This is a genomic window from Streptomyces sp. NPDC047917, assembly GCF_043204345.1.
GTDB lineage: Bacteria > Actinomycetota > Actinomycetes > Streptomycetales > Streptomycetaceae > Streptomyces > Streptomyces sanglieri.
The window spans coordinates 76,613-100,591 of the sequence record NZ_JBIDCA010000010.1 but is presented as its reverse complement, the minus strand read 5'-3'; the positions used below and the strand labels follow the sequence as shown (position 1 = coordinate 100,591).

General features: G+C 69.7%; 22 protein-coding genes and 2 pseudogenes. 13 read left to right on the top strand and 11 right to left on the bottom strand.

Features of this window, described 5'->3' with window-relative positions:
• Positions 1–125: 125 nt before the first annotated feature.
• Entirely contained in the window at positions 126–2,135 is a 2,010-nt protein-coding gene (locus tag ACGF8B_RS24410) for a fructose-specific PTS transporter subunit EIIC (RefSeq protein ID WP_392742242.1), read from the top strand.
• A gap of 94 nt (positions 2,136–2,229) precedes the next feature.
• Positions 2,230–2,502: an HPr family phosphocarrier protein gene (locus ACGF8B_RS24405; protein WP_392742240.1), complete on the top strand. Its 273-nt coding sequence runs from the start codon at positions 2,230–2,232 to the stop codon at positions 2,500–2,502.
• A gap of 106 nt (positions 2,503–2,608) precedes the next feature.
• Here the strand turns inward: ACGF8B_RS24405 and ACGF8B_RS24400 are convergent, their stop codons facing one another.
• Together ACGF8B_RS24400 and ACGF8B_RS24395 are read right to left on the bottom strand one after the other, a co-directional pair.
• Entirely contained in the window at positions 2,609–3,259 is a 651-nt protein-coding gene (locus ACGF8B_RS24400) for a formylglycine-generating enzyme family protein (RefSeq protein ID WP_392742237.1), read from the bottom strand.
• 310 nt (positions 3,260–3,569) lie between these two features.
• Positions 3,570–4,742 (bottom strand): serine hydrolase domain-containing protein, encoded by a 1,173-nt coding sequence (locus ACGF8B_RS24395; protein WP_392742234.1) that lies wholly within the window; start codon positions 4,740–4,742, stop codon positions 3,570–3,572.
• Between the two features lie 218 nt (positions 4,743–4,960).
• Between ACGF8B_RS24395 and ACGF8B_RS24390 the strand changes: the two genes are divergently transcribed.
• A complete protein-coding gene (locus ACGF8B_RS24390) occupies positions 4,961–5,956 on the top strand; it encodes a GNAT family N-acetyltransferase (protein WP_392742232.1) in 996 nt (331 codons plus the stop codon).
• Between the two features lie 101 nt (positions 5,957–6,057).
• Here ACGF8B_RS24390 and ACGF8B_RS24385 read toward each other — a convergent pair whose 3' ends face one another.
• Positions 6,058–6,504, bottom strand: a complete 447-nt coding sequence (locus tag ACGF8B_RS24385; protein WP_392742230.1) for an NUDIX domain-containing protein — start codon at positions 6,502–6,504, stop codon at positions 6,058–6,060.
• Between the two features lie 235 nt (positions 6,505–6,739).
• On the opposite strand from ACGF8B_RS24385, the gene ACGF8B_RS24380 reads away from it, so the two are divergent.
• Positions 6,740–7,441, top strand: a complete 702-nt coding sequence (locus ACGF8B_RS24380) for a 2-phosphosulfolactate phosphatase (protein ID WP_392742942.1) — start codon at positions 6,740–6,742, stop codon at positions 7,439–7,441.
• A 124-nt stretch (positions 7,442–7,565) separates the two neighbouring features.
• Here ACGF8B_RS24380 and ACGF8B_RS24375 read toward each other — a convergent pair whose 3' ends face one another.
• Positions 7,566–8,450 carry an alpha/beta fold hydrolase gene (locus ACGF8B_RS24375; protein WP_392742227.1) on the bottom strand — a complete coding sequence of 295 codons (885 nt, stop codon included), beginning with the start codon at positions 8,448–8,450 and terminating at the stop codon, positions 7,566–7,568.
• An 85-nt stretch (positions 8,451–8,535) separates the two neighbouring features.
• On the opposite strand from ACGF8B_RS24375, the gene ACGF8B_RS24370 reads away from it, so the two are divergent.
• On the top strand, positions 8,536–8,661 hold the full coding sequence (locus tag ACGF8B_RS24370) for a hypothetical protein (RefSeq protein WP_392742225.1): 126 nt from the start codon (positions 8,536–8,538) through the stop codon (positions 8,659–8,661).
• Positions 8,662–8,779: 118 nt separating this feature from the next.
• On the opposite strand, the gene ACGF8B_RS24365 is transcribed toward ACGF8B_RS24370, so the two are convergent.
• Positions 8,780–9,958, bottom strand: coding sequence for a S1 family peptidase (locus tag ACGF8B_RS24365; protein ID WP_392742222.1), 1,179 nt, complete (start codon positions 9,956–9,958; stop codon positions 8,780–8,782).
• A gap of 359 nt (positions 9,959–10,317) precedes the next feature.
• On the opposite strand from ACGF8B_RS24365, the gene ACGF8B_RS24360 reads away from it, so the two are divergent.
• A complete protein-coding gene (locus ACGF8B_RS24360) occupies positions 10,318–11,736 on the top strand; it encodes a nucleotidyl transferase AbiEii/AbiGii toxin family protein (protein WP_392742219.1) in 1,419 nt (472 codons plus the stop codon).
• 81 nt (positions 11,737–11,817) lie between these two features.
• On the opposite strand, the gene ACGF8B_RS24355 is transcribed toward ACGF8B_RS24360, so the two are convergent.
• The 3 genes from ACGF8B_RS24355 to ACGF8B_RS24345 all read right to left on the bottom strand — a co-directional run bounded on the left by ACGF8B_RS24355 (position 11,818) and on the right by ACGF8B_RS24345 (position 13,274).
• Positions 11,818–12,087 carry a hypothetical protein gene (locus ACGF8B_RS24355; protein ID WP_259934195.1) on the bottom strand — a complete coding sequence of 90 codons (270 nt, stop codon included), beginning with the start codon at positions 12,085–12,087 and terminating at the stop codon, positions 11,818–11,820.
• Between the two features lie 35 nt (positions 12,088–12,122).
• Positions 12,123–12,614: a MarR family winged helix-turn-helix transcriptional regulator gene (locus ACGF8B_RS24350; RefSeq protein ID WP_392742215.1), complete on the bottom strand. Its 492-nt coding sequence runs from the start codon at positions 12,612–12,614 to the stop codon at positions 12,123–12,125.
• A 108-nt stretch (positions 12,615–12,722) separates the two neighbouring features.
• On the bottom strand, positions 12,723–13,274 hold the full coding sequence (locus ACGF8B_RS24345; protein WP_392742212.1) for a glycoside hydrolase family 25 protein: 552 nt from the start codon (positions 13,272–13,274) through the stop codon (positions 12,723–12,725).
• Positions 13,275–13,409: 135 nt separating this feature from the next.
• Between ACGF8B_RS24345 and ACGF8B_RS24340 the strand changes: the two genes are divergently transcribed.
• Entirely contained in the window at positions 13,410–14,123 is a 714-nt protein-coding gene (locus tag ACGF8B_RS24340) for an NADPH-dependent F420 reductase (protein WP_392742209.1), read from the top strand.
• A 108-nt stretch (positions 14,124–14,231) separates the two neighbouring features.
• Here ACGF8B_RS24340 and ACGF8B_RS24335 read toward each other — a convergent pair.
• Positions 14,232–14,862 (bottom strand): annotated as a pseudogene (locus tag ACGF8B_RS24335) (SDR family NAD(P)-dependent oxidoreductase).
• On the opposite strand from ACGF8B_RS24335, the gene ACGF8B_RS24330 reads away from it, so the two are divergent.
• Positions 14,747–15,397 (top strand): LysR substrate-binding domain-containing protein, encoded by a 651-nt coding sequence (locus ACGF8B_RS24330; protein WP_392742207.1) that lies wholly within the window; start codon positions 14,747–14,749, stop codon positions 15,395–15,397. The pseudogene ACGF8B_RS24335 and the gene ACGF8B_RS24330 sit on opposite strands and share 116 nt — an antisense overlap.
• 37 nt (positions 15,398–15,434) lie before the next feature.
• On the opposite strand, the gene ACGF8B_RS24325 is transcribed toward ACGF8B_RS24330, so the two are convergent.
• Entirely contained in the window at positions 15,435–16,799 is a 1,365-nt protein-coding gene (locus tag ACGF8B_RS24325; protein ID WP_392742204.1) for a radical SAM protein, read from the bottom strand.
• Between the two features lie 180 nt (positions 16,800–16,979).
• Positions 16,980–17,816: a pentapeptide repeat-containing protein gene (locus ACGF8B_RS24320; protein WP_392742201.1), complete on the bottom strand. Its 837-nt coding sequence runs from the start codon at positions 17,814–17,816 to the stop codon at positions 16,980–16,982.
• Between the two features lie 234 nt (positions 17,817–18,050).
• Between ACGF8B_RS24320 and ACGF8B_RS24315 the strand changes: the two are divergent.
• The 5 genes and pseudogenes from ACGF8B_RS24315 (at position 18,051) to ACGF8B_RS24295 (ending at position 23,899) form a co-directional block, all read left to right on the top strand.
• Positions 18,051–19,417 (top strand): annotated as a pseudogene (locus ACGF8B_RS24315) (FAD-binding oxidoreductase).
• Between the two features lie 87 nt (positions 19,418–19,504).
• The gene (locus ACGF8B_RS24310) at positions 19,505–19,996 is read left to right on the top strand and encodes a hypothetical protein (RefSeq protein ID WP_392742199.1); all 492 of its coding nucleotides are present in this window, start codon (positions 19,505–19,507) and stop codon (positions 19,994–19,996) included.
• An 88-nt stretch (positions 19,997–20,084) separates the two neighbouring features.
• Positions 20,085–20,312 (top strand): hypothetical protein, encoded by a 228-nt coding sequence (locus ACGF8B_RS24305; protein WP_266920213.1) that lies wholly within the window; start codon positions 20,085–20,087, stop codon positions 20,310–20,312.
• Between the two features lie 305 nt (positions 20,313–20,617).
• Positions 20,618–21,784, top strand: coding sequence for an L-rhamnose isomerase (gene rhaI, locus ACGF8B_RS24300; protein ID WP_392742197.1), 1,167 nt, complete (start codon positions 20,618–20,620; stop codon positions 21,782–21,784).
• A gap of 69 nt (positions 21,785–21,853) precedes the next feature.
• On the top strand, positions 21,854–23,899 hold the full coding sequence (locus tag ACGF8B_RS24295; RefSeq protein ID WP_392742194.1) for a bifunctional aldolase/short-chain dehydrogenase: 2,046 nt from the start codon (positions 21,854–21,856) through the stop codon (positions 23,897–23,899).
• Positions 23,900–23,979 lie beyond the last annotated feature (80 nt).

Below are 23,979 nucleotides of genomic sequence, written 5' to 3'. Positions count from 1 at the left end.
CGGCGTCCTGACGGCCGCACATCCGCGCCCTCGTCCGCATCCGTGCCGGCGCCCGCGCCCGCACCCACCGCCCCGAATGTCCCCCGTGCCGCCCACCGGACGGTCCACGAGCAAGGAGCCCCGCGATGAGTGAACTGATCACCGCGGCACTGGTCGATCTGGATCTGTCCGCCGAGACGAAGCAGGACGCCGCCCGGTCGCTCGCCGAGCGCATGGTCGCCGAGGGCCGGGTGACCGACCTCGGTGGCTTCCTCGCCGATGTCGCGGCCCGTGAGGCACAGATGCCGACCGGTCTGGACGGTGGCATCGGCATCCCGCACTGCCGCAGCGAGCATGTCACCGCGCCCACACTCGCGTTCGGCCGCAGCGGCCCGGGAATCGATTTCGGCGCGGCGGACGGCCCCGCCGATCTGGTCTTCCTGATAGCCGCGCCGACCGGGGCCGACGACGATCACCTCACCATTCTGTCCGCCCTGGCACGACGGCTGATGGATCCGCAGTTCACGGAAGCACTGCGCGCGGAGCGCGACCCCGGTGCGGCCGCGGCCCTGATCCGGGGCGAGGAGGCCGAGGCGTCTGTGCGGGAGACCGCGGCTGCGGCTGACGGCACACCGGTGGACGGTCCGGTACCGGGCAACGCCGCACCGTCCGCCGAACCCTTCCGGATCGTGGCCGTCACGTCATGTCCGACCGGGATCGCACACACCTACATGGCCGCCGAGTCCCTCGCGGCCGCGGCCCGCGCCGGGGGCGTGGTGCTCGATGTCGAGACGCAGGGATCGGCCGGGTTCGACCGGCTCGATCCGGCGCTGATCGCCGCTGCCGACGCGGTCGTCTGGGCACATGACGTCGAGGTGCGCGACAAGGCACGCTTCGACGGCAAGCCGATCGTCGACACCGGGGTCAAGGCGGGGATCAACCGTCCAGCCGAGCTGATCGCCGAAGCCAGGCAGAAGGCGGAACGGGGCGAGACCACCGTCCTGGCCACCGGCACCGCCGCTCATCAGGACGGTGGAGCCACCACCGGTGGCGACCACGCGCACTTCGGGGTCCGGCTGCGGACCTACCTGATGTCCGGCGTCAGTTACATGGTGCCGTTCGTCGCGGCCGGCGGGCTGCTCATCGCGCTGTCGTTCGCCATCGGCGGCTACGAAATAGCCGGCGCGAAATCCGTCGCGGACCACTTCGTCTGGGGCGAGGCCGCCAGCTGGGCCGCTCTGCTCAACCAGATCGGCACCGCCGCGTTCGCCTTCCTGGTTCCGGTGCTGGCCGGGTACATCGCGTACGGAATGGCGGACCGGCCCGCGCTCGTTCCCGGCTTCGTGGGTGGAGCCATCGCGCTCACCATCGACGCCGGCTTCCTCGGCGGGCTGGTGGCGGGTCTGCTGGCCGGTGCGGTGGTGATGGCGATCCAACGTGTGAAGGTCCATCCCACGCTGCGGGGCATCATGCCGGTGCTGGTGATTCCCCTGATCGCCTCGGCGGTCGTCGGCTTCCTCATGTTCATCGTCGTCGGCAAGCCGATCGCGTCCCTCCAAGGTGCCCTGACCGACGGCCTCAACGGGCTCTCGGGGTCCAACGCGATCATTCTCGGCATCGTGCTCGGCCTGATGATGTGTTTCGACATGGGCGGCCCGCTCAACAAGGTGGCGTACGCCTTCGCGGTCGGCGGTCTCGCCGATCCGACGCCCGGCAGCCTCAAGGTGATGGCCGCGGTGATGGCGGCCGGCATGGTGCCGCCGTTGGCCATGGCACTCGCAACCACCGTACGAGGCGGGCTGTTCAGCAGGACCGAGCGGGAGAACGGCCGGGCGGCCTGGGTCCTGGGTGCATCCTTCATCAGTGAGGGCGCGATCCCGTTCGCGGCGGCCGACCCCCTCCGGGTGATCCCGTCGGTGATGGCGGGCGGCGCGGTGACCGGTGCGCTGTCGATGGCCTTCGGCTGCACCCTGCGTGCCCCCCACGGTGGCATCTTCGTGGTGCCGCTCATCGGGAATCCGTTCCTCTACCTGTTGGCCATCGCTGCCGGAACGACGGTCGCGACCCTCCTGGTCGTCCTGCTCAAGAGCATGGGCCGGAACGCGGAGGCGGCCGCCCCGGCGACCGGGACGCCCAAGACCCCCGTCGCGGCCTGAGGGGAATCCCGATTCCTCCGCTCCGTCGACACCCCACCGATTCCGCCGCATCCCCGTTCCCCTCCGTCCGTCCATCCCCACAGGAGAGTCCCCCATGCATCAGCGCACCGTCGCCGTCGGTTCCCGAAGCGGTCTGCACGCCCGCCCGGCCTCGTTGTTCGTCAAGGCGGCCACCCAGCAGCCGGTGAAGGTGAGGATCGGCCGGGACGGCCAGATCCCGGTCGACGCCCGGAGCCTGCTCTCGGTACTGGCCCTCGGGGCCCTGCACGGAGATTCAGTGGTACTGACTGCCGAAGGCGACGGCGCGGAAGCCGCGGTCGAGGAGCTGGCCACGCTTCTCGCTCGTGACCTCGATGCAACGCCGTGACCCCAGCTGCCCTGCGACTGCCCTTCGGCTGCCCGGTGGTCGACCGCCCGCCGGGCAGCGGGCAGTTGGCCGGCACCTCACCATCATCCCAACACTTCCCACCCGCTCACAGCGTTCGGGCGAGCCGGAACCCCAGGTCATCGATACGGAAGGTCGGGTGGCTCCTGCGGCGGCACGACGCCCGGCAACTCCGGGGCCGGTCGAAACCACCCCCGCCACGGAACACGCGGTACGGGCCGTAGACCTGCGGGTCGTACAGGTCCCAGCACCACTCCCACACGTTGCCGATCATGTCGTGGACGGCCCACGCGTTGGGCGTCCTGGTCGCGACGTCGTGCAGCTCACCGCCGGAGTTCCCGCGGTACCAGGCGATCTCGTCCAGGTCACCGTAACGAACCCCGGAGGTACCGGCTCTGCAGGCGTACTCCCACTCCGCCTCGGACGGGAGCCGGTAGCCGTCGGCCCGCCAGTCGCAGACCACGTCCAGAGCGTCCGGGTCATCACCCGTCGAGTAGCAGGGCCGGAGCCCCGTCGCCTGCGAGAGCAGGTTGCAGAACCGGACAGCACCGATCCACGAGATCTCGGTCACCGGTGTACGCGGTCCGGCCTCACTCGCGGGCACCTCACCTCGAACCGCGTGGTACAGCTCCCGGGTCACGGGATACGACGCCAGCCCGAAGGCACCCACCTCCGCCCTCCACTCCGTCCGCGTGCCCTCGTCGCGCAGAGTGATCTCTCCGGCGGGAATGCTCCTCATGCTCTCGGCATCGACCTGGCGAAGTACGGATCCCAACCCCATCACAGCTCCTCATGTGCACCGGCGCATCGGACCGACGCGCAGGACCGGCAGCCGTGCGGGACCGATTCCACGCGCCGCCGCCCCCTGAGCGACCGACCTTACAGACGGGAGTGAGCCGGCAGTGTGGCCGATCTCCTCGATACGTCGTCATATCACCGCGTATGCACATCACTTGTGAGCTCAGGTCCCGTAAGTCCGGGTGAAGGTACGGCCCGTCGCGCTCAGGGCATGATCCACGGGAGTCGGGTTGCGCACCACGGGTTACGGGTTACGGGTTACGGGTGAGCAGATCGGCGACCCGAGCGACCATCTGCGTCTCCTCTCCGTTGCGCGGGGACGTCGGATGGTGCGCAAGCACGAAGCGGCGCCGCTGGTCACGAGTGGAGAACGCGGCGTTCTTGTATCCGTACGTCTCCCCGGTCTTGCCCCAGAGCGTGATGCCGTTGACGGTGGCCTGCTGAAGCCCTGAGCTGTAGCGGGCGGGAGAGCCGTCGAGCATCCGTACATCGGCGGGTGGCAGGGTGAACATCAGCCGGAGCAGCTCTGGTTGGAGCAGTTCGCCGGAGAACAGCGCGACGAGCATTCGGTCCACATCACCCGTGGTGGAGATGATGTCGCCCTCGCCCCGGACGGACGACTGGTCGAACGTCGTGATGTCCCGCAGCCGGCCGTCGGTCATCGTCAGGTAGCCGTGCACGTGGGGTCCATGGATGCCCGGATCGTCGCCGGGCACGACGGTGTGCTTCAGGCCGAGCGGACGCAGGATGCGGGCCCCGACCTCCTCTCCGTACGGACGGCCCGTCACCTCTTCGATGATCAGTGCGACCAGTACGTAGTTGATGCCGCGGTACTCCTGTCGGGTGCCCGGGGTGAACTTCAACGGCCCGTGCGTCGCCGTGGCCACCCACTCCCGCGGTGTCCAGTGATCGAAGCGGTGGCGGAACACCTCCTCCGCGGTCTCCGGTTCCGGGATGCCGACGTGGTCGGGCAGTCCGCTGGTGTGGTTCAGCAGGTGGGCCACGGTGACGGAGGAGAAGCCGGCAGGCAACCACCCGGGCAGGAGATTTGTGACGGGCGCGTCCAGATCGACCCGGCCCTCCCCCACCAGCTGAAGCAGCACCGTGGCGACGAAGACCTTGGTGATGCTGCCGATCCGGACCCTGTCCCCTGCCCTCACCGGCCGCCGCGTGACTGTATCGGCCACACCTGAAGTGCCGTACCAGTGCCCGGCCGTGCCACCGACTCGCAACTGGGCCCCGGTTGACGGCGGGTGTTCCAGGTCGCCGATGGCCGCCTTCAGGGCGGTGGGATCCAGCGGCGGGAGCGACGGTGATGAGGCGGTGGCGCGCGGCGTGGGCAGCGCCACGGTGGCGAGCAGCGCCGCCGTTCCCGACAGTGCCGCGCCCACAACGGCCCTTCGTGTCACATCTGTTGAGGTCATGTCCCGCATGCTGTCAGCGGGCTGCGGCCCCGACATCAGGTACTTCCCGGAGCGATCCCCCAGCACCCACTGAAATCTCCCCTATGCCTGTCCTGCTTGCCGCAGCGGGTGCAGATCACGTGCGCACAGGCTTGAGATCGAGTTCTGCCGTCCGATCGGCTCGGCCCGAACTCCCTTGACCGGCGGCACCGTCTGTTCGATCTGGCATAGTTCTTGGCATGTGCGTGAGCAGCGGCAGTGACCTCGCATCGGCGGAACGGGTGCCCGGCTACACCTTCCGGCCGTACCACGGTCACAGCGACCATGACGCAATGGCCGCCGTGCGACTGGGCTGTGCGCAGCGGGATCGGATCGACGCCCGCTCGATCGTGGAGGGAATCCCGACGGCGGCCGAGCTCGCCGAAGGCTCCGCCGAGCTCGACGACCCGTCCGAGAACCAGGCCCTGGTGGAGTACGACGGTGGTGTCGTCGGCTACTCGACGATCAGGTGGTGGCAGGAGCGGGACGGGACGTGGTTGTACTTGCACCGCGGATATCTGCTGCCCGGGCACCGCGGCCGGGGAGTGGGTTCGGCCATGGTCGGCTGGGCGGAACGCCGTATCCGCCGGCTCGTGCAGCAGCACGGAACCACGCCGACGGCCGTGTTCGGCGCGAATGCCCTGGGCACTGAGCAGGATGCAACGGCGCTACTGCTCGACAAGGGATACCGGCGTGTCTTCAGTCTGGTGGAGCTGGAGCTGGCCGATCTCCGGCAACTGCCCGACGGCAAGCCGTTGCCGGCAGGCATCCGAGTCGGTGCGGTCGATCCACGCAGCTACCGTGCGGCCTGGAAGACGGTGGTCGATTCGTATGCCGATGCCGCCTTCACCGAGAGGTGGACGTTCGAGAGCTTTCTCGCCACGGCCGAGCCGACCTGCTGGCGGGCCGCCTGGGAGGGAGATCTGCTCTCGGCTGTCGCTCTGTGTTCCATCCGCCGCCACGATCCCGCTCTCGGCGAAGTCGAAGAACTCAGCGTCCGCGCGGAGTCGAGGCGTCGTGGCCTTGGACGAGCCCTGCTGCTGGACGGGTTGCGATGTCTTCGCGAGCACGGCGCGAACACGGCCCGGTTGTACACCGGGGCCGCGAATCCGTACCGCTCCTACGACCTCTACGAAAGCGTGGGGTTCCGACGACGGAGCGAACACGTCCGCTACCGCAAACCAGTCGCTGCCTGATCCGGCGACGATGGCTCCGCAACACTCTTCGGTGGGCTCCGGTGTCACAGCACACGATCCTTCGGCCGGCCGTCGGGACGTGTCGCATCGCCGCCGTCGGACTACTCGGGCGTGGCCCAGAGAGGGTCGACGCGGCCCAGCCAGGCGTCTTGTCCATCCGCCAGCGGTTGCTTCAGAGGAAGGGCGAGGAAGCGGCATGCGAAGGTGAGACCGGAGTCCTCGTCATCGCCATTGACCCTGTGCTCCCACATGTCCGGGGTGTCGGCTGACGTCCGGAGGAAGAAGAAGGTGGTCCTGCGCGGCTGCCCCGTTTCGGGGTGCGGCTTGTCCTCCACCGCAACCTGCCGGACCACGGCAACGTCCAACAGCCCGGTCTCTTCGGCGACTTCTCGTAGAACGGCCGGTTCAAGTTCCTCGTCCGGCCCGACACCACCTGCGGGCACCTGGGTGCCGGCGGCCGGAGTCCCGACATGGTCGAACACCAGCAATTCGGGTACGGAGCCATGCCGGATCACGTATGCGGCAACACGGATTCTGGGGCGGGTCATGCGCTCATTGTCCGGGACCACGCCCGTGTCGTACGCCGACCGGGACAACTTCCTGGCCGTGCACCGGAGTTCTCCTCGCTGAGATGCGGGGCTTCGGCAGAATACGCCCCTGGAGCGACGTCTCCACCACCTTGCCCGCGACACGCAGGCAAGGTGGTCTCGCATCCCGAGAACATCGACGTGATGCGCGTCACTGCCCGGGTACTTGGGGTCGGGCATGCGCGATCATGACCGGATGGATCCCCGCTTTCTCGGCATCACCGAGCTGGCCGAACCCCCGCGTGTGGCAGTGGTGGTGGACGTCATGCGTGCTTTCACCGTGGCTGCCTGGGCGTTCGCCCAAGGAGCGGAGAGAGTCGTCCTTGCCGAGTCACTGGACGAAGCCCTGGCGCTCAAGGATCGCCATCCGGATTGGGTGGCGATCAAGGACGGTCCGTCCGCGCCCGGGTTCGACACCGTCAACTCGCCGGGCCTGCTGCGGTCCATCGACCTCGGCGGACGGACCGTTGTGCAGAAGACCACGGCAGGGACAGTCGGCGCCCTTGCGGTCAGGGAGGCGTCGCTGGTGCTGTGCGCCGGCTTCGTGGTGGCAGAGGCAACGGCCCGGCTCCTGCGGATTCGCGAGTGTGACGCTGTCACCTTCGTGGTCACTGGCGAAGACGGGCGCGCAGACGAAGATCTGGCGTGCGCTCAGTACATCGCCCGGAGGGCCACCGGGGCTGGGACGGATGCGGCTGAGTACCTCCGTCGCGCCGGCGAGTCGCGTGCCGCCGCCGAACTGGCTGAGGGGGTACGCCAAGGAGTCCACCCCGACGATGTCGCGCTCTGCCTTGAGCTCGACCGGTTTCCCTTTGCCATGGTGGCGGCATGGGAAGACTCGCTCATGGTTCTTCGTTCGCGCGCTGTGCCTTCGCCGACCGGCGAGTCCTCGGTCTGACCGTCGGCGAGGCCCGGTCCGGCTATCGCCGTGCGAGAGCCGGCATCCGGTCGGGGCGGCGCCGGTGACGTCCGCGGGCGACGGGAAGACAGCGCCTCCAGGCAGAACACGGTCTCCTGCACAGTCACGGGCCGCCGGCCCGGTCACCCACCGAGTCCCGCACGAATCGCCTCAGGTGCGCACGTACAACGTCGGGCTGCTCCAGCCAGGGCTCGTGACCTGCGTTCTCGATCCTCGTCAGCGGAAGATCGAGCCGGAGCGCGAGCGATTCAAGCGCCGAGAACGGCCGGGGGTCGTTGGCTCCGCCGAGGAGTTCCGCCCTCACGGGCATGCACGCGCGCAGCTCGGCAAGATGGTCATCGAGCGGGTCCACGCGCCCTTCCTTGCCGAGTTCACTGTTCATCGTCCAGTTGACGGGACGTCGGTGCCGGGCACCCTGCGCGGCCCAGTGCCATCCCCGCTCGGGGTCGGCGTGGTCGGTGAACCAGGCCAGCGTGAGCAGTTCGGCTTCCTGCTCCTCCGTACGGTGCGGCGCCCCCTCCAGTTCACGGAGCCGCTCCTGCTGTGCTGCGGACATCCGGCGAGCGCGCTCCGCCCGGTCCCCACTGCGCCAGTCACCTACGAACGGCCCGCACATCAGCAACATCGCGGCGACCCGGTCGGAGTGCCTCAGGCAGAACCGGCTCGCCAGCGTGCTGCCGTAGGAGTGTCCGATCAGCACGGCCTCGGGCACGTCCCACGCGTCGAGCACCTCGGCGAGATCGTCGATGTGCCGGTCGAAGGAGTGGCGGCCCCGCCACGGGGACTGGCCCGTGCCACGCTGGTCGTACCGGTACACCGGCGCAAGGTCCGCGACCATGGGGGCGATGCCGTCCAGATAGTCCGGCAGGCCCGGACCGCCGTGCAGCATGACCACTGCCGGCCGCCGGGATGCGTCTCCCAGCGCCCTCCAACGTATCTGTGCCCCATCGGTCATCGACGTGAGGCCCTGCGTCTCCGCCAAAGTCATCTCAGAGAACCTACAGCGGGACCGGGGTCCTGTGCAGCGGAGGTGCCGGTCGGGCCGGCCTCCGCGGTACGCGATGCCGGGATTCGTGGACGGCCCCACCCGGCAGCTCGAACAGCGCAACCTCCAGCCGGTCATCCGCCGGCTGTGGCAGGCGATCACGTCGGCGGCCGTCCTCGTACGGCCCTGTGGATTCCGGGCCGACCGGTCGTAGCACATGAAGGGCCTGCCGCAATTCGAGCGATCACACTCGTGCTGCGACAGGCCCTCACCATGGGATTCGGACGGGCCCTGTTCCGCCGGACCTGCGTACCGTCAGGCCGCGTGCAGAGTCAGGCCGTGTGCAGAGTCAGCCCGTATCGGTTCAGGATCTCGTTGATGGGCTGGTGCCAGGTCTCCCCGCCGCTGGTGCAGTTGCCCCAGCCGCCGGAGGTGACCCCCTGGGCCTGGTCCCCGCTGATGAACGAGCCACCGGAATCCCCCGGCTCGGCGCAGACGCTCGTCTTCGTCATCTGGTGAACCGCGCCCTGGCTGTAGTTCACGGTTTCGTTCGTGGCCAGCACATTGCCGCAGTGCCAGTGGCTCGTGGAACCGGAGCGGCATATCGAGGAGCCGATGGGTGCCTCTGCGGAGCCCCGCACCAGTTGGTCCGAGATGGTGCCCCAGCCGAGTACGACGGGGACGGTCCACCAGCCGTTGCCGACACTGACCCAGGCATAGTCGTCACCGGGGAACGACGAACCCTGGAAGTTGCCGATGGCCGAACGGTCCCAGCCGCTGACCGCCGCGCCGGCCTGTCCGCAGTGGCCCGCCGTGACGAAGCCGCCGTGCACCGAGAAGCCGATGGAGCATCGCACGTTGCCCGTGTAGTAGGGGTCGCCGCCCACGGTTCCGGCAGCGAAGGTCCTGGGCCCTTCAGGAGTGTGCTTCACCGTTACGGGGCCGGTCTTGCGGGCCTGGTCGACGAAGGTTCGGACATCGTTGTCATCCGCTGCCGAGGCGACAACGTCGACGACGACCCGGTTGGCCTTCGGGTCCACGTGCCAGCTGCTGACACCCGCCGGTGCCGTCAGCCCGTCGATCCGCGCCTTTGCCGCGTCGAGCTGCCGCGCGGTGTGCCGCACCAGCTGGACGGACGCGCCGGAGGCGCGCACGGCGGCCGACTTCCGGCTGTCGGTGACTGCCACGGTGAGGCGGTTCGTGGCCGGGTCGAACCAGGCCCCGGCATAGGACGACCCGGCGACCCGGCGCGCCCTGCCCTGTACGGCGGTCGCCGTCTTTTCCGCGGCCAGCCTCGCCCTGGCCTGGCCTTCCGTCAGGCCGAAGTCCTTCCGCATCGCGGAGAGCAGCCCTTCGGACGCCGGCGCCTCACCGGTCGCGGAGCGGGGTGTCCCGGGCGGGAGATCCACGGCGGCGGCGGATGCCGGGCCGGAGGCAAGACCCACGGTGGCCCAGGCTCCGACGACGAGTGCGGCAGCCAGGCTCGTACGCAGCGCATTGATACATCTCAAGGCAATGGCCCTTCTGTTGTTCCGGCATCGTGGGGGAGGAACAGCAGGCGTCCGAGAGCTCCGATCTGAGAGCGCTCTCAGAATGTGCCGCAAACGGACTGTAACGCAGCGCGCCTATCAGGTCCATGCCAATGGGTGGGTGTATCCCGGCCGTTGGGCGACAGACCCGCACCGCACCCGTCGCGCCTACCCCTTCCGGCCGCCGGACCCGTCGGGCCTACCCCCTCCGGCCGCCGGACCCGTTGCCCGACACTCGGCGCGGACACCTATGCTCACGTCGGATGATCACGCGTGCCCCACACGCCGCCCCATCACCTGCGTCACGAACTGCTGCGCACTCCCCCAACAGGAGCCTCACCATGACATTTTCGGCCGACGGGCCCGCCACCTGGCGGGGTCTGTGGAGGGGCACGCCACGCGTTCCGCATGAGCCCCTCGACGAGGAGACACGGCGCAACTCCGAACTCCCGGGAACCTTGCTGCCCGCGCCGGCCGGGATGGATCAGCCATTGATATTCGAGCCCGCCCTGAAGCAGTTCGCCAACGCCTACCGAGCGGGCGAGCCGGTCTTCGGAGAGGGCCGGGAAGACGTGGGCCGGGCCTGGCGCCGGGCGCGACGCACGGCACTGGACACGGTGCTCGCATCCGTCGCGAACGGCCCCTGGGGCGGCCATCTGGTGCTGCGCGGCAGCGTGTTGATGGCCACCTGGTTCGGGGAGGCCGCCCGCGACCCGGGGGATCTGGACTTCCTCTTCGTGCCCCGGGACTGGGCCATGGACGACCCCAGGTCCGCCGGCCTCTTCGAAACGATCGCCCGGGACGCGGCGGAGGCCGCGGCCGCCGCCCGTGACTCGGTCCGGATCGACGCGGCAGGTCTGGTGACGGAGGACATCTGGACGTACGACCGGGTTCCGGGCCGGCGCATGCTGCTGCCGTGGACGGCGGACGGGGTGCCCGGCGGCACCGTACAGCTCGACGTGGTGTTCAACGAGACCCTGCCCTCCCCCGCCGTGCTCACCGGACTTCAGCCGCTCGGGGACGGACCGGGTTGCCGGGTGCAGGCGGTCTCGCCCGAACTGTCACTGGCCTGGAAGCTGCTGTGGCTGGTGACCGACGCATACCCGCAGGGCAAGGATCTGTACGATGCCGTGCTGCTCGCGGAACGTACTCCACCGACCTACGAACTGGTGCGGGAAGCCTTCGTTCTCGGCGGCACCGAGGGTCTTCGGCCCCCGGGCGCCTGGTGGCTGAGCGGGTTCGGCGGGCAGACCGAATGGGAGCACTTCACCGCCGAACACCCATGGGTCACCAGGAGTGCGGCCAGCTACTGCGGCCGTCTGGCGCGGGCGCTGGCACCTCTGCTGGAGACTGCGGAACGCCCGGCCGGGGACGACGCGACGGACTTGACGCCCGGGGCGAATGGGTCCGATGGGGCAGACGCGGATGATGCGGCAGACGCGGCAGACGCGGCAGACGGGATCGACGAGGTGGGTTCCGAGGTGTCGGGCCGGTATCGGCTCTGGGCCCGCTGGCTGGAGCCGCTGGTGGAGTCCACCCGCGCGGCAGCCCCACAAGACCCTGCCTCGGCTCTCGGGTTTCTGGCCGAAGGCGGGCAGGACGGGCTGACGGCCGCCGTCGTGGTCGTAAGGGAGATCGCGGGACCCCGGCATCTCGGACTGGCGGACGCACTCGCCGCCGTCCTGTCCCATCGGGCAGGTTGGCGGTACTGGCGGGAGCACCCCGAGGCATGTGAGCGGGTCCTGAACGAACTGCGCTGATCCACTCCCCGCCCTGGGCCGCAGGCTGATCGGTCGGCCCGACCGGACAGACCGATCGGCCGACCCGGTCGGCCGGCGGGGTCAGCCCGCCCGGCCGATCGCGCTGCGCAGCATGGCGACCGTTGTCGCGGCGGCCGCGCGTTCCGCGTCGTCCTGGGTCGCGCGCACTCGTTCTTCCAGGAGGACCACGGCCGCCTGAAGGACGCCCACGCGTACCGGAACGCTCTGCATCGCCGTCAGTACGGCCGCGGCCTGTTCGGCCGGGGTGGCCGTGGCGGCCTGCGGAATGAGGGTGGTGATTCCGCGCCCGAGCGCGCGGTCGCGAGGCGGCTGAGCCGCGGCTGTGGTCACCCGAGAAGTGTGCCGCACCGGCCCCGGGGATTCGGTCAGCGACCTGGCCCCGACGCCGTGGCTCCGTCGTGGACATTCGATGCTGCGGGGCTGTCGTGAACATGGGCGTGGACACGCTTCAACAGCGCTGCCAGCTGGGATTGTTCGCGCGCGTTCAGGGGAGCGAGCATTGACGCCTGCACGCTCCGGGCATCGTCCTGGAGCTCCGCGAGCACGGCACGGCCGGCCGGGGTGGGCGTGACAGTCACCCGGCGGCGGTCGGCGGTGTCCCGGGCCCGGTCGACGAGACCGGCCAGCGCGAGATCGTCCACGATCTTGACGATGTCGCTCCGGTCGATCCCGAGCCTCGATGCCAGTTCCCGTTGCACATGAGGGCCGAAGTCGATGAGCGCCGAGAGTACGGCCATGTGCCAGAGCCGGAGATCGCGCTCGGCCAGTCGCGCCGCGAGTCGGCTCCGCGCCGCCTTGCCGGTCCTGGACAGCAGATAGGTCGTGAGTCCCAGGAGGCTGGGCGGGGTCTCGCTCATCGGCACTATCCTAGGCGCACACCAATCATGGGTACGCACCCACCAATGGGAGTGCGCCCCGCCCGGCACGGCCCGGGCCGCACCCCCGCGCGCAAGGCCCCGCGGCGTCTATCCCTTGGCCCAGTCGCGCATGGCCGTCCGTGAGGAGAAGGCGGCGACATCCTTGTCCAGCGGATGGTCGGTGTACTGGTGGATACGCCAGGACGCCTTGATCCGGGGCTTCCCCGCGGTCACGTAGTCGGCGATCCACAGGCCGTCCCCCGCGTACGACGTGGTGTCGTGGTTCAGCCAGAAATAGCGGTTGCAGTACAGCAGAACCTTGTGGTGCGGCCGCAGGCGCTTGACCTCGCGGATGAAGCGGTCCTTCTCCGAGTTGCCGGCCCGCGTGCCTTCGCCGTTCTCCTCCCAGTCGACGGCGAGCAGATCACCCGCCTTCTCCGGAGCCTTGCTCACGAAGTACTCGGCCTGGGCCGTGATGTTCCCCGGCCAGAGGAAATGGTAGAAGCCGAGCACGCAGTCCGCGTCCCTGGCCCTTTTCACCTGCGCCGAGAGATGTGGATTGACGTACGAGCGGCCCTCGGTTGCCTTGATGAAGACGAAGTCCAGTCCGTCCGTGTCGAAGGACGACTGATGGGAACTGACATCGACGCCATGGAGCATGGGCACCGCCTTCAAGTGGTATGGGCGCTTCCGTTCTCTTTCTGTACGTGCCCGCAGTCGGTCGTTCCCATCCTTCGGATGAACGGGCGAATCGTTTTGCCATTGCCAGGAATATGGACTGGAAACGGGTAGTTGATGAACCGGCGAGACCACATCACGTACCGCAGTCGCCATCGGAAGGTCGGATCCATGAAGATCGGCATCATCGGAGCGGGCAACATCGGCGGAAACCTCGCCAGGCGCCTCACCGCACTGGGTCACGAGGTGTCCATTGCCAATTCACGCGGCCCGCAGACGCTCTCTGCACTCGCCGAGGAGACCGGAGCCACCGCGGTCAACGCGTCGGAAGCGGCCAGGGGAGCCGAGGTCGTTGTCGTCACCGTCCCCCTCAAGGCCGTCCCCGATCTGCCCACCGGGTTGCTCGACGGCGCCGCGGCCGGGGCCGCGGTCATCGACACGGGCAACTACTACCCGCAGCAACGCGACGGCCGCATCGCCGAGATCGAGGACGGCAAGCCCGAGAGCCGGTGGACCGAGGAACAGATCGGCCACCCGGTGATCAAGGCGTTCAACGGGACGTACGCACAGGACATCCTCTCCAACGGGCTCCCCAAGGGCAGCCCCGGCCGTCAGGCACTGCCGGTGGCGGGTGACGACGCGACAGCCAAGCAGGTCGTGCGCGGCCTCATCGACGAACTCGGCTTCGACACAGTGGACGCCGGGGGCCTCGACGACTCCTGGCGTCAGCAGCCCGGCACACCTGTCTACGGCCATCAGGGCGATGTGGAGGCGATCCGCAAGGCGCTCGCCGAGGCGTCCCCCGAGCGCACGGCCGAGTGGCGCGCCTGACGTTCCCGACGCCGGGGACGACGAGCCTCCCCCGTCGCCTCCGCCCCGTCGTCCCCGGCGCCCGGTCGTCGTCGGACGCGCCGGCAGCCGTGGGGGCGGCCGCGCTCCTCAGCCGTCGAAGGCGGTGCTGCGGCTGCCCCCTCCCCCAGAAGTGTCTCGGCACGGGCCTCTTCGAGGTGGGCCCGGATCGCGTCGGTCGCATCGTTGCCGAGCGGCAGTCGCAGTGGCGTCTTCTCCGCGGCGAGGGCGGTGAGAATGGCTGCCGCGGCCTTGTCGGGGTCACCCTCCTGCTTGCCGTCCGAGCCGGGGAGGTCCGCCCGGACGGGGCCGACGGTCGCCTCGTACGCGGGCATCGCGGTTGTCTGCCGGAGCGCACCTCCCCCGGCGAACCCGGTGCGGAACGATACGGGTTCGACGATGAGTACCTTGATCCCGTGCGGGGCCACCTCGGCCGCGAGCGCCTCGGACAGACCTTGACGACGACGTCGATGCGTCCGTGCCGGAGCACCGTGTCGGCGACGACGGCGGCGATGCGAGCGGTCTCGGTGACGTCCGGTCGGGCCGCGACGGCCCGGTCGGGGTACGCGGCGACCAGATCGTCGAGCGCCTCGGGCCTGCGCGCCGTGGCCACGACCGTTTCCCCGGCGGCCAGTGCGGCGGCGACGATCGAACGGCCGAAGCCGGGGGACGCCCCCGTGATCAGCCAGACGCGACCCGTCGTCCCGTCGTGGTCGGGCACGCGCCGGGTTCGCGCGACGTCATCCCGGAGTGCAAGTGGTGCCCAGGCGGTACGACTGGGGCAGGAGGCCGCCGCGCTGCGTGAAGGACTGGTGGACGTGGCCTTCGCCCGGTTGCCCGACGACCTGACCGGCCTCCGCTCCGAACCGGTGCACACGGAGCCACGCGTCGTGGGGTTGCCGTCGGGACACGCGCTGCCGGAACGCGACGAGGTCTCCGTACTCGACGTGGGTGACGAGCCGGTGATGTGGACCGAGCGCGCGTCGCGCGGATGGGTGGACTGGTGGGCCGTCAACCCCCGGCCGGACGGGTCGAGTCCGAGATGGGGTCCGACCAACGACAACGCCGAGAAGATGCTGGAGCAGGTGGCGGAGGCCTCCGCCACCTGCTTCGCGCCGATGAGCATGGCCAGGTACTACGCCCGGCCCGATCCCACCTGGGTGCCGCTCACCGATGTCGAGCCGCTGCGGACCGTGCTCGCCCGGGTCGACGGCACGGACAGCAGCCTCGTGCGGGTTCACACATGTCGTGCGTGAACTGGCGGGCCGCCGCACCCGGCGGCCCGCACCAGCGCTAGAGGGAGTCGTCCGGACGGGCCGGAAGACTGTCCATGAACGAGCTGACGGAGAACACGGCGCGGCCGGCGCCGGGCGGGCCGTAGCCGGGGGGCGAGCTGAGACCGTACTCCTCCATCGTTGCCCGGTAGGCGTCCAGCAGGCGGATGTGGTACTCCAGTGGCGCCCCGTCCGGGTTGGTCTTCCCGAGCGGAGTGGTGGGCTCCGGGCACCAGGTGGTGAACCGCGGGGTGATGCCGCGCGACATGAAGAAGCGCAGGCCCTCGGTGGTCGAGGCGATGGCTTCGTCCACCGTGGTGAAGCCGAAGGGCTCGGCCATCTCCACGCCCGCCACGAAGTTGGGGATGACATTGCGGGGGCCGAAGACCTCGGCGGAGTCCAGGATCCGGCGGTGCCACTCGTCACGGCCGACGTAGCGCTCCTTGCCCGGGCAGTAGAGCTCGAACAGCCTGCGGTCCCACACCTCGTAGTTGGGGTGGTAGATCTGCACACCGTAGTCGTGGAATCGCTGCACGTCGGCCTTGGGCAGGGCCTGGGCCACGACCTTGCCGATCCACCGGCCGGGGAAACGCTCCTCGATGGCCCTGGCGTACTGACCGTAGAAGTCGGCCTCGTCGCGGCCGCCGATGTGGGAGGTGATGGCCCCGCCGGTGAGGGTATAGGCGGTGGAGGTCTTCGCCGTGTCGTACTTGTCGATGATGGCGAGCGCCTCCAGGACCTCCTCGACCGGCTTCACTCCGGTGTACGGGCGTCCCGCCGCCTTGTGCTGGCGCCAGTTGTGGTTGATGTCGCAGTACTGGCACTCCTCCTTCGCGCCGAAGTACTGGCAGACCCGGAACACCGTCAGATAGACGAGGTACCCCCACTGGATGGTGGGCGCCACCTCCATCACGGACTTGCCGTTCTCCAGCGTGTGCCGGTAGTAGTCCGGCATGGGCGGCAGGCCCACATCGGAGATCCGCCGGCCGTCGAGATACAGCCCGAGCACGCCGTCGTCGTCGGCCGCGACGCGGTACGGGGACGCCGGGTTGACCCGGACCGACACGACGGTCCTGCGCAGGTCGTACGGTCCGCCGGTGAGGACGATCTCCTCCGGCGGGCGGCGCAGGGCGGCGGCGCCGAGCTCGGGTAGCGTCCCGTGGTCGAAGGAGAAGATGAAGTAGGACTTCGGCTTGACGTCACCTCCCTCGTTGTCGCTCAGCGCGGATTCGTCGAAGGCCAGTCCGCCGCGCAGCAGGTCTTCCTTGATGACGGCTTCCCGGGGCACGTGCGGGAACTGCTCCATCAGGTGCTCGACCAGACGGGTGCGGTTCCCGTCCGTGCGATGCGGTTCGGTGCGGCTGCGGTCGGTACTGCTGGCCATGTTCGGGACTCCTCGGTCCGGTCGTCTGCGGCGTTCCGGGTACGCCACACTGTGCAACGAACCGGACACGTCCGCAGTGCCCCGACGCACCGGCCGATTCCCGGGGTGCGTCCGGACCGGCCCGCGACCGTGGGTCGCGCGGCACGGGTCATCGGTCGGTGGTCGCCTCCGGGCCGGAGTTCACCGCGCCCAGTGCGTGGGGCGGTCGAGGGACGGCGGGAGTTTCGTCGCGGCGTCTCCCCCGGCGGCGTTGAGCTGGGACCGGGTGAGGAAGAGGCTCGTCGTGAGGTCGGCGCCGGACAGGTCCGCGTCCCGGAAGTCCGCACCTATCAGGTCGGCCAGGCGCAGATCGGCACCGGTGAGGTCCGCTGCGATCAGATACGCGCCACGCAGGTCGGCGCCCCGCAGATCGGCACCCCTGAGCCGGGCTCCGATGAGGTCTGCGCCCCGGTGATCGCGCTTCTTCCTGCGCGGCGCCGTAGCTCGTACCAGCGCGCCGACACGGCGCAGCAGCTCGGCCACGACGTCGCGGTGCCCGGCCACGTCCAGTTCGTGGAAGGCGTCCGCCGGGAGGTGGGTGAGGCGTTCCGTCTCGTCGAGTGCGCGCCGGATCTCGTGGTGGAGGGAGCGCGCCGCTTCCAGGGACAGCGCTTCCGTGAGGTACCAGAGCAGTTCGTGGAGCTGCCGCATGACCGGGAACACCTGGAACATCTGCCGGGCGGTCCGCGGGGCGCCGCGCCAGTCCTGTCCGTGGAAGGTCTCGCCGGAGACCTTCTGGCCCGCCCCGAAGCAGTCGTACACCGTGCAACCGGGGAAGCCCCGGGTCCGCAGCTCGGTGTGGATGCCGCAGCGGAAGTCCTCCTGGAGGTTCCGGCAGGGCTTCCCGGCGTCCTTGTCGATCGCGAAGTCCGCGGACCGTGTCAGGGTGAGTGCTACGCAGCACAGCCCGAAGCAGTTCGCGCAGTCGGCGCGCAGCGCGGCACGGTCGGTGCCGGGGCCTTGGACGTTGTCGGGCACGGTGCGTGGATCCTCTGGGTACGGAATTGTCGGACGGTCGACCCTATCGGGATCCGACACCCGTTCGCGTTAATTTCATGATCATCGCAGTACTGGTCGGCCGTGGATCCCTCGCCGCGGGGCATCCTTCGGCCACCTGTCCGGCGGGTCGGAGCGGGGGCTCCGGTCCGGTCCGGGATCCCACGCGCAATGATGATGGGTAATACATCTTTGCAGTGGGAGGTGGCCACGGACGTGGCGAACGCAGCAGTCGACGACATCCCTGCCCGGCGGGTACTGACCGATCCGGCCGGCCTCGCCCGGTATCAGCACGACGAGGCCGAGTGGGCCCCGTACGGAACGCCCCTGGCCGTGGTGCGTCCGCAGAGCACCGAAGAGGTCCGGGATGTGGTCCGGCACTGTCTCGCCCACCGCATTGCGCTGGTGCCGCGCGGCGCGGGCACCGGCCTTTCGGGCGGTGCGAACGCCGTGGACGGGGCGCTCGTCGTGTCCTTCGAGGACATGAACCGCATCGTCCGCATCGACCGGCGGAGCGGCTGGCCGTCGTCCAGCCGGGGGTGGTCAACGACGATCTGCGGGCGGCGGGCGCGGAGCACGGGCTCTGGTATCCGCCGGATCCGGCCAGCTCGCCCTGGTCGACGATCGGCGGGAACGTCGCCACCAATGCCGGGGGCATGTGCTGCGTCAAGTACGGAGTGACCCGCGACTATGTGCTCGGTCTCGAAGTGGTCAACGGGCTCGGCGAGGTCGTCCCGCTCGGCCGGCGCACCGCCAAGGGCGTGGCGGGATACGACCTGGCCGGGCTGATGGTCGGTTCCGAGGGCACCCTCGGCGTGATCACGGAGATCACGGTGCGGCTGCGTCCGGCACGCCCGCAGGAACGGACCGTGGCCGGATACTTCTCGTCGGTGGTGGCCGCCGGTGAGGCGGTGAGTGCCGTGACCGTGTCGGGCGTGATTCCCTCGGCCCTCGAACTGGTCGACCGTCATTGTCTCGCGGCCGTCGACGCCTGGAAGAAGATGGGGCTCTCCGCCGACGCGGACGTGGTGCTGCTGGGACGGGTCGACACACCGGGCGCCGAGGGCGACGCCGAGGCCGAGCTGGTACGGGAGTGCTTCGAGCGGGCCGGGGCCACCTGGGCCGCGGTCTCCACGGACCAACAGGAGGCCGATGCGCTGTTCCAGGCGCGCCGGCTCGCCTACCCGGCGCTGGAACGGCTCGGTCCGGTCCTCACCGAGGACGTGTGCGTGCCCAGGACCGCGGTGCCCGAGATGCTGGCCCGGATCGAGAGGACGGCGGCCCGGCACGACATCCTGGTGGCCAACATCGCCCATGCCGGGGACGGGAACCTGCACCCGCTGATCATCACGGCGCCCGGCGACGAAGCCGCGCGCGCCCGCGCCCAGTCGGCCTTCGAGGACATCCTCGACGACGCGATCGCCCTCGGAGGCACGGTGACGGGTGAGCACGGGGTGGGGCTGCTGAAGATGCGCGGCATGAACAAGGAGCTGGGTTCCGCGGTGCTGGGCATGCATCACGCGGTGAAAGCGGCACTGGACCCGCACGGCATCCTCAACCCGGGCAAGGTGCTCGGCGGCTGAGGAGGCCGCCCATGCCCGGCGCCAGAGCCGCTGTCAGTGGCACGACGCACACTGGCAGCGGTACGGCGCGGCCGAAGGGGGACACTGATGGACACCGGGAACGGGGCCGGTTTCGAACCGGCGACCGGGGACGGTCCGAGGGCTCCGGAGCCGGACACGAGACGCTCCGCTTCCGTGCGGACGGCGTTCGAGGGAATGCTGCAGATCCGTCGGCTGACGAACACCGGACACGCCGACCCGCGGCGTGTACCGGCGCGATGGGAAGTGCTCCGGCCGGTACGGGCGGTCGCCATCGCCCTGGAGTCATCGGGCCTGGCCCCTTCGGCCGTCGACGGATCGGGGCTGCGGACGGCGGTCGGATACCGCTTGCGGCAGGGCGAGGCACCGGGCGGTGTCCGGGTCGAGTGGCTCGGTCCGCCCGGCAGCGGGGCATCCCGTTCGGAGGAGGCGGGGCTGACCCGGTGCTCGGCGGTGCTGCGGGAGTTGGGCTGGACGGTGCTGCTGTACCGGGGAGCGCGGGGCCGAAGATTCCTGGAGGTCGAACCGCCGACCGGGGCACGGGGACCGGACGGCGGATGACAGGCCGCCCGGCGCCGCCGTCGACCGGCATTGTCAGACCCATGGGGAATGCTGGTGGGTCCGACACCTCTGACCGGGAGATGCTGAGATGCGCAATGACGAACTCGCCGCGGCCCAGGCGTACGTCCGACTGCTGGAGGCCACCCGCGCCGCGCTCGCGGATCCCGACGACGGTCCCTTGTACGTGCCCCTGCTCGCCTCTCCGATCGCCGAGGCCGACGGCGCCCTCCGCCGGGCCGGCCTCTGCGGCAACGAGTCACGGTTCTTCGACCTGGTGAGCTCGCTGCAGCCGGGCATGTCCGTCGGCGGCCGCTGAACCGACGGGCCGTGCGGGCGCCACCGCGATCGCAGGGTGCTCCCGGCAGCCCGACACGGCCGGCCGGGATCGCACCGGTCGGCCCCCACGCGGGCCCTCTTCACCCCGCCGCCCCGATGCGCCACCATGCACCGAACGGCTCGTCAGGCCGGGCACTCCCGCGATGAATTGATTCAACCCGCCAAGAGAACCCGACCAGCGCCTTGACTGGAAGCTCATGGCAAACCTAGCGTACGGTCCAGATGAAACGATTCACACATCCGAACGGTCTCCGGTCGCTGGATGACTCTGCTTACGAGGTGTTCATGTCTGATGTGTCGGCCGTCAAGGCAGCTCTGAAGTCCCAGGTCATCGAAACGCCCTCGTGGGGGTACGGGAACTCGGGGACGCGTTTCAAGGTGTTCGCGCAACCAGGGGTGCCGCGCGACCCGTTCGAGAAGATGGAGGACGCGGCCCAGGTGCACGCGTTCACGGGTGTGGCGCCGAAGGTGTCCTTGCACATTCCGTGGGACAGGGTCGAGGACTACGCCGCGCTGACCCGGCACGCCGAGGGGCTCGGGCTGCGGATCGGAGCGATCAACTCCAACGTGTTCCAGGACGACGACTACAAGCTCGGTTCGGTCACCCACCCCGATCCGAAGGTGCGCCGGAAGGCCACCGACCATCTGCTGGAATGCGTCGGCATCATGGACGAGACCGGGTCCCCCGATCTCAAGCTCTGGTTCTCCGACGGCACGAACTACCCCGGACAGGACGACATCACCGCTCGCCAGGACCGGCTCGCCGACGCACTGGCCGAGGTGTACGAGCGGCTGGGCGACGACCAGCGGATGCTGCTGGAGTACAAGCTCTTCGAGCCCGCGTTCTACGCGACCGACGTTCCCGACTGGGGCACGGCGTACGCGCACTGTCTGCGGCTCGGCCCGAAGGCCCAGGTGGTCGTGGACACCGGGCATCACGCGCCGGGCACCAACATCGAGTTCATCGTGGCCTCCCTGCTGCGCGCGGGGAAGCTCGGTGCCTTCGACTTCAACTCGCGGTTCTACGCGGACGACGACCTGATGGCGGGGGCCGCCGACCCGTTCCAGCTGTTCCGGATCATGCACGAGGTGGTCAGGAACGACGGTCTGAAGGCCGAGACGAACGTCAACTTCATGCTCGACCAGTGCCACAACATCGAGGCGAAGATCCCCGCCGTGATCCGGTCGGTCGCCAATGTGCAGGAAGCGACCGCCAAGGCGCTGCTGGTCGACATGGCGGCGCTGGGTGCCGCGCAGCAGTCCGGCGATGTGCTGGCCGCGAACGGCGCCCTGATGGACGCGTACAACACCGATGTGCGTCCGCTGCTGGCCGAGGTGCGGGAGGAACTCGGCCTGGCGGGGGATCCGTTCGCCGCCTATCTGGCCTCGGGCAATCAGGAGCGGATCGCCGCCGCCCGGGTCGGTGGCGATCAGGCCGGCTGGGGCGCCTGAGCCCAGGGCTCCCCTCCCCCGTACGACCATCGACCGGTTCAGACGGACCCCCGACCACGAAGGAAACTCATGACCTCCGCGACGCATCCCGAAGTCGCCGCGCTCCTGGAACGCGCCCACCGGATCGGCTCCGACGCCCGGAACACCAACTACGCCGGTGGCAACACCTCGGTCAAGGCCGGCGGCTCCGACCCGGTCACGGGTGACGACACCGAACTGCTGTGGGTCAAGGGTTCGGGTGGCGATCTCGGCACGCTCACCGAGTCCGGGCTCGCCGTGCTGCGCCTGGACCGGGTGCGCGCCCTCAAGAGCGTGTACCCCGGGGTGGAACGCGAGGACGAGATGGTTGCCGCTTTCGACTACTGCCTGCACGGCAAGGGCGGTGCGGCCCCGTCCATCGACACGGCGATGCATGCCCTGGTCGAGGCCGCACACGTCGACCATCTGCATCCGGACTCGGGGATCGCGCTGGCGTGCGCCACCGACGGCGAGAAGCTGACCGCGGCGTGTTTCGGCGACAAGGTGGCCTGGGTGGACTGGCGCAGGCCGGGATTCCAACTGGGTCTGGACATCGCCGCGGTCAAGGAGGCCAACCCCCGGGCCGTCGGGGTGATCCTCGGCGGGCACGGCATCACGGCCTGGGGCGAGACGTCCGAGGAGTGCGAGCGCAACGCCCTGTGGATGATCCGCACCGCCGAGACCTTCCTCCAGGAACGGGGCAGGGCCGAACCCTTCGGCCGCGAGTGGGCGGGCCGTGAGCCGCTTCCCGAGGAGCGGCGCCGCGAGCGCGCGGCCGCGCTCGCCCCGCTGATCCGCGGTCTGGCCTCCACCGACCGTCCGCAGGTGGGGCACTTCACCGACACCGGGCCGGTGCTCGACTTCCTCGCCCGTGCCGAACACCCGAGGCTCGCCGCCCTCGGCACCTCCTGTCCGGACCACTTCCTTCGTACGAAGGTCAGGCCTCTCGTCCTCGACCTGCCCTCGGACGCCCCGCTGGACGAGGCGGTGGCACGGTTGAAGGAGCTGCACGAGGAGTACCGGGAGGCGTATCGCGCGTACTACGAGCGTCACGCCGCGCCGGACTCCCCCGCGATGCGCGGTGCGGACCCTGCGATCGTGCTGGTGCCCGGGGTCGGCATGTTCTCCTTCGGCAAGGACAAGCAGACCGCCAGGGTCGCCGGGGAGTTCTACCTCAATGCCATCAATGTGATGCGTGGTGCGGAGGCCGTCTCCTCGTACGCACCGATCGAGGAGTCCGAGAAGTTCCGGATCGAGTACTGGGAGCTGGAGGAGGCCAAGCTGCGCCGGATGCCGAAGGCCAAGCCGCTGGCCACCCGGGTGGCGCTGGTCACGGGCGCGGGGTCCGGCATCGGCAAGGCCATCGCACACCGGCTGGTCGCGGAGGGAGCCTGTGTCGTCGTCGCGGACATCGACGCGGCCAACGCCTCCTCGGTGGCGGAGGATCTCGGCGGGGCGGACAAGGCGCTCGCCGTGACGGTCGACGTGACCAGTGAGGAGGAGATCGCCGCCGCGTTCCGGGCCGCCGCGCTCGCCTTCGGCGGCGTGGATCTCGTGGTGAACAACGCCGGGATCTCCATCTCCAGGCCGCTGCTCGAAACGACGGCCCGGGACTGGGATCTCCAGCACGACATCATGGCGCGCGGCTCGTTCCTGGTGTCGCGCGAGGCCGCGCGGATGATGGCGGTGCAGAACCTCGGTGGCGACATCGTCTACATCGCGTCGAAGAACGCGGTGTTCGCGGGTCCGAACAACATCGCCTACTCGGCCACCAAGGCCGATCAGGCGCATCAGGTGCGGCTGCTCGCCGCCGAACTGGGCGAGCACGGCATCCGCGTCAACGGTGTCAATCCCGACGGTGTGGTGCGGGGTTCGGGAATCTTCGCGGCCGGCTGGGGCGCCCAGCGTGCGGCGACGTACGGCATCGAGGAGGAGAAGCTCGGCGAGTTCTACGCCCAGCGGACCATCCTGAAGCGCGAGGTGCTCCCGGAGCATGTGGCCAACGCCGTCTTCGCGCTGACCGGCGGGGATCTCACACACACGACCGGCCTCCATGTTCCCGTCGACGCCGGCGTGGCGGCGGCCTTCCTCCGATGAGCCCTGTCGCGGCGATGCCCTGGACGGATGTGCCGGGGCGAGCCTGCGGGGCGCCTCGGTGTTCCGCGATCCACCGGATG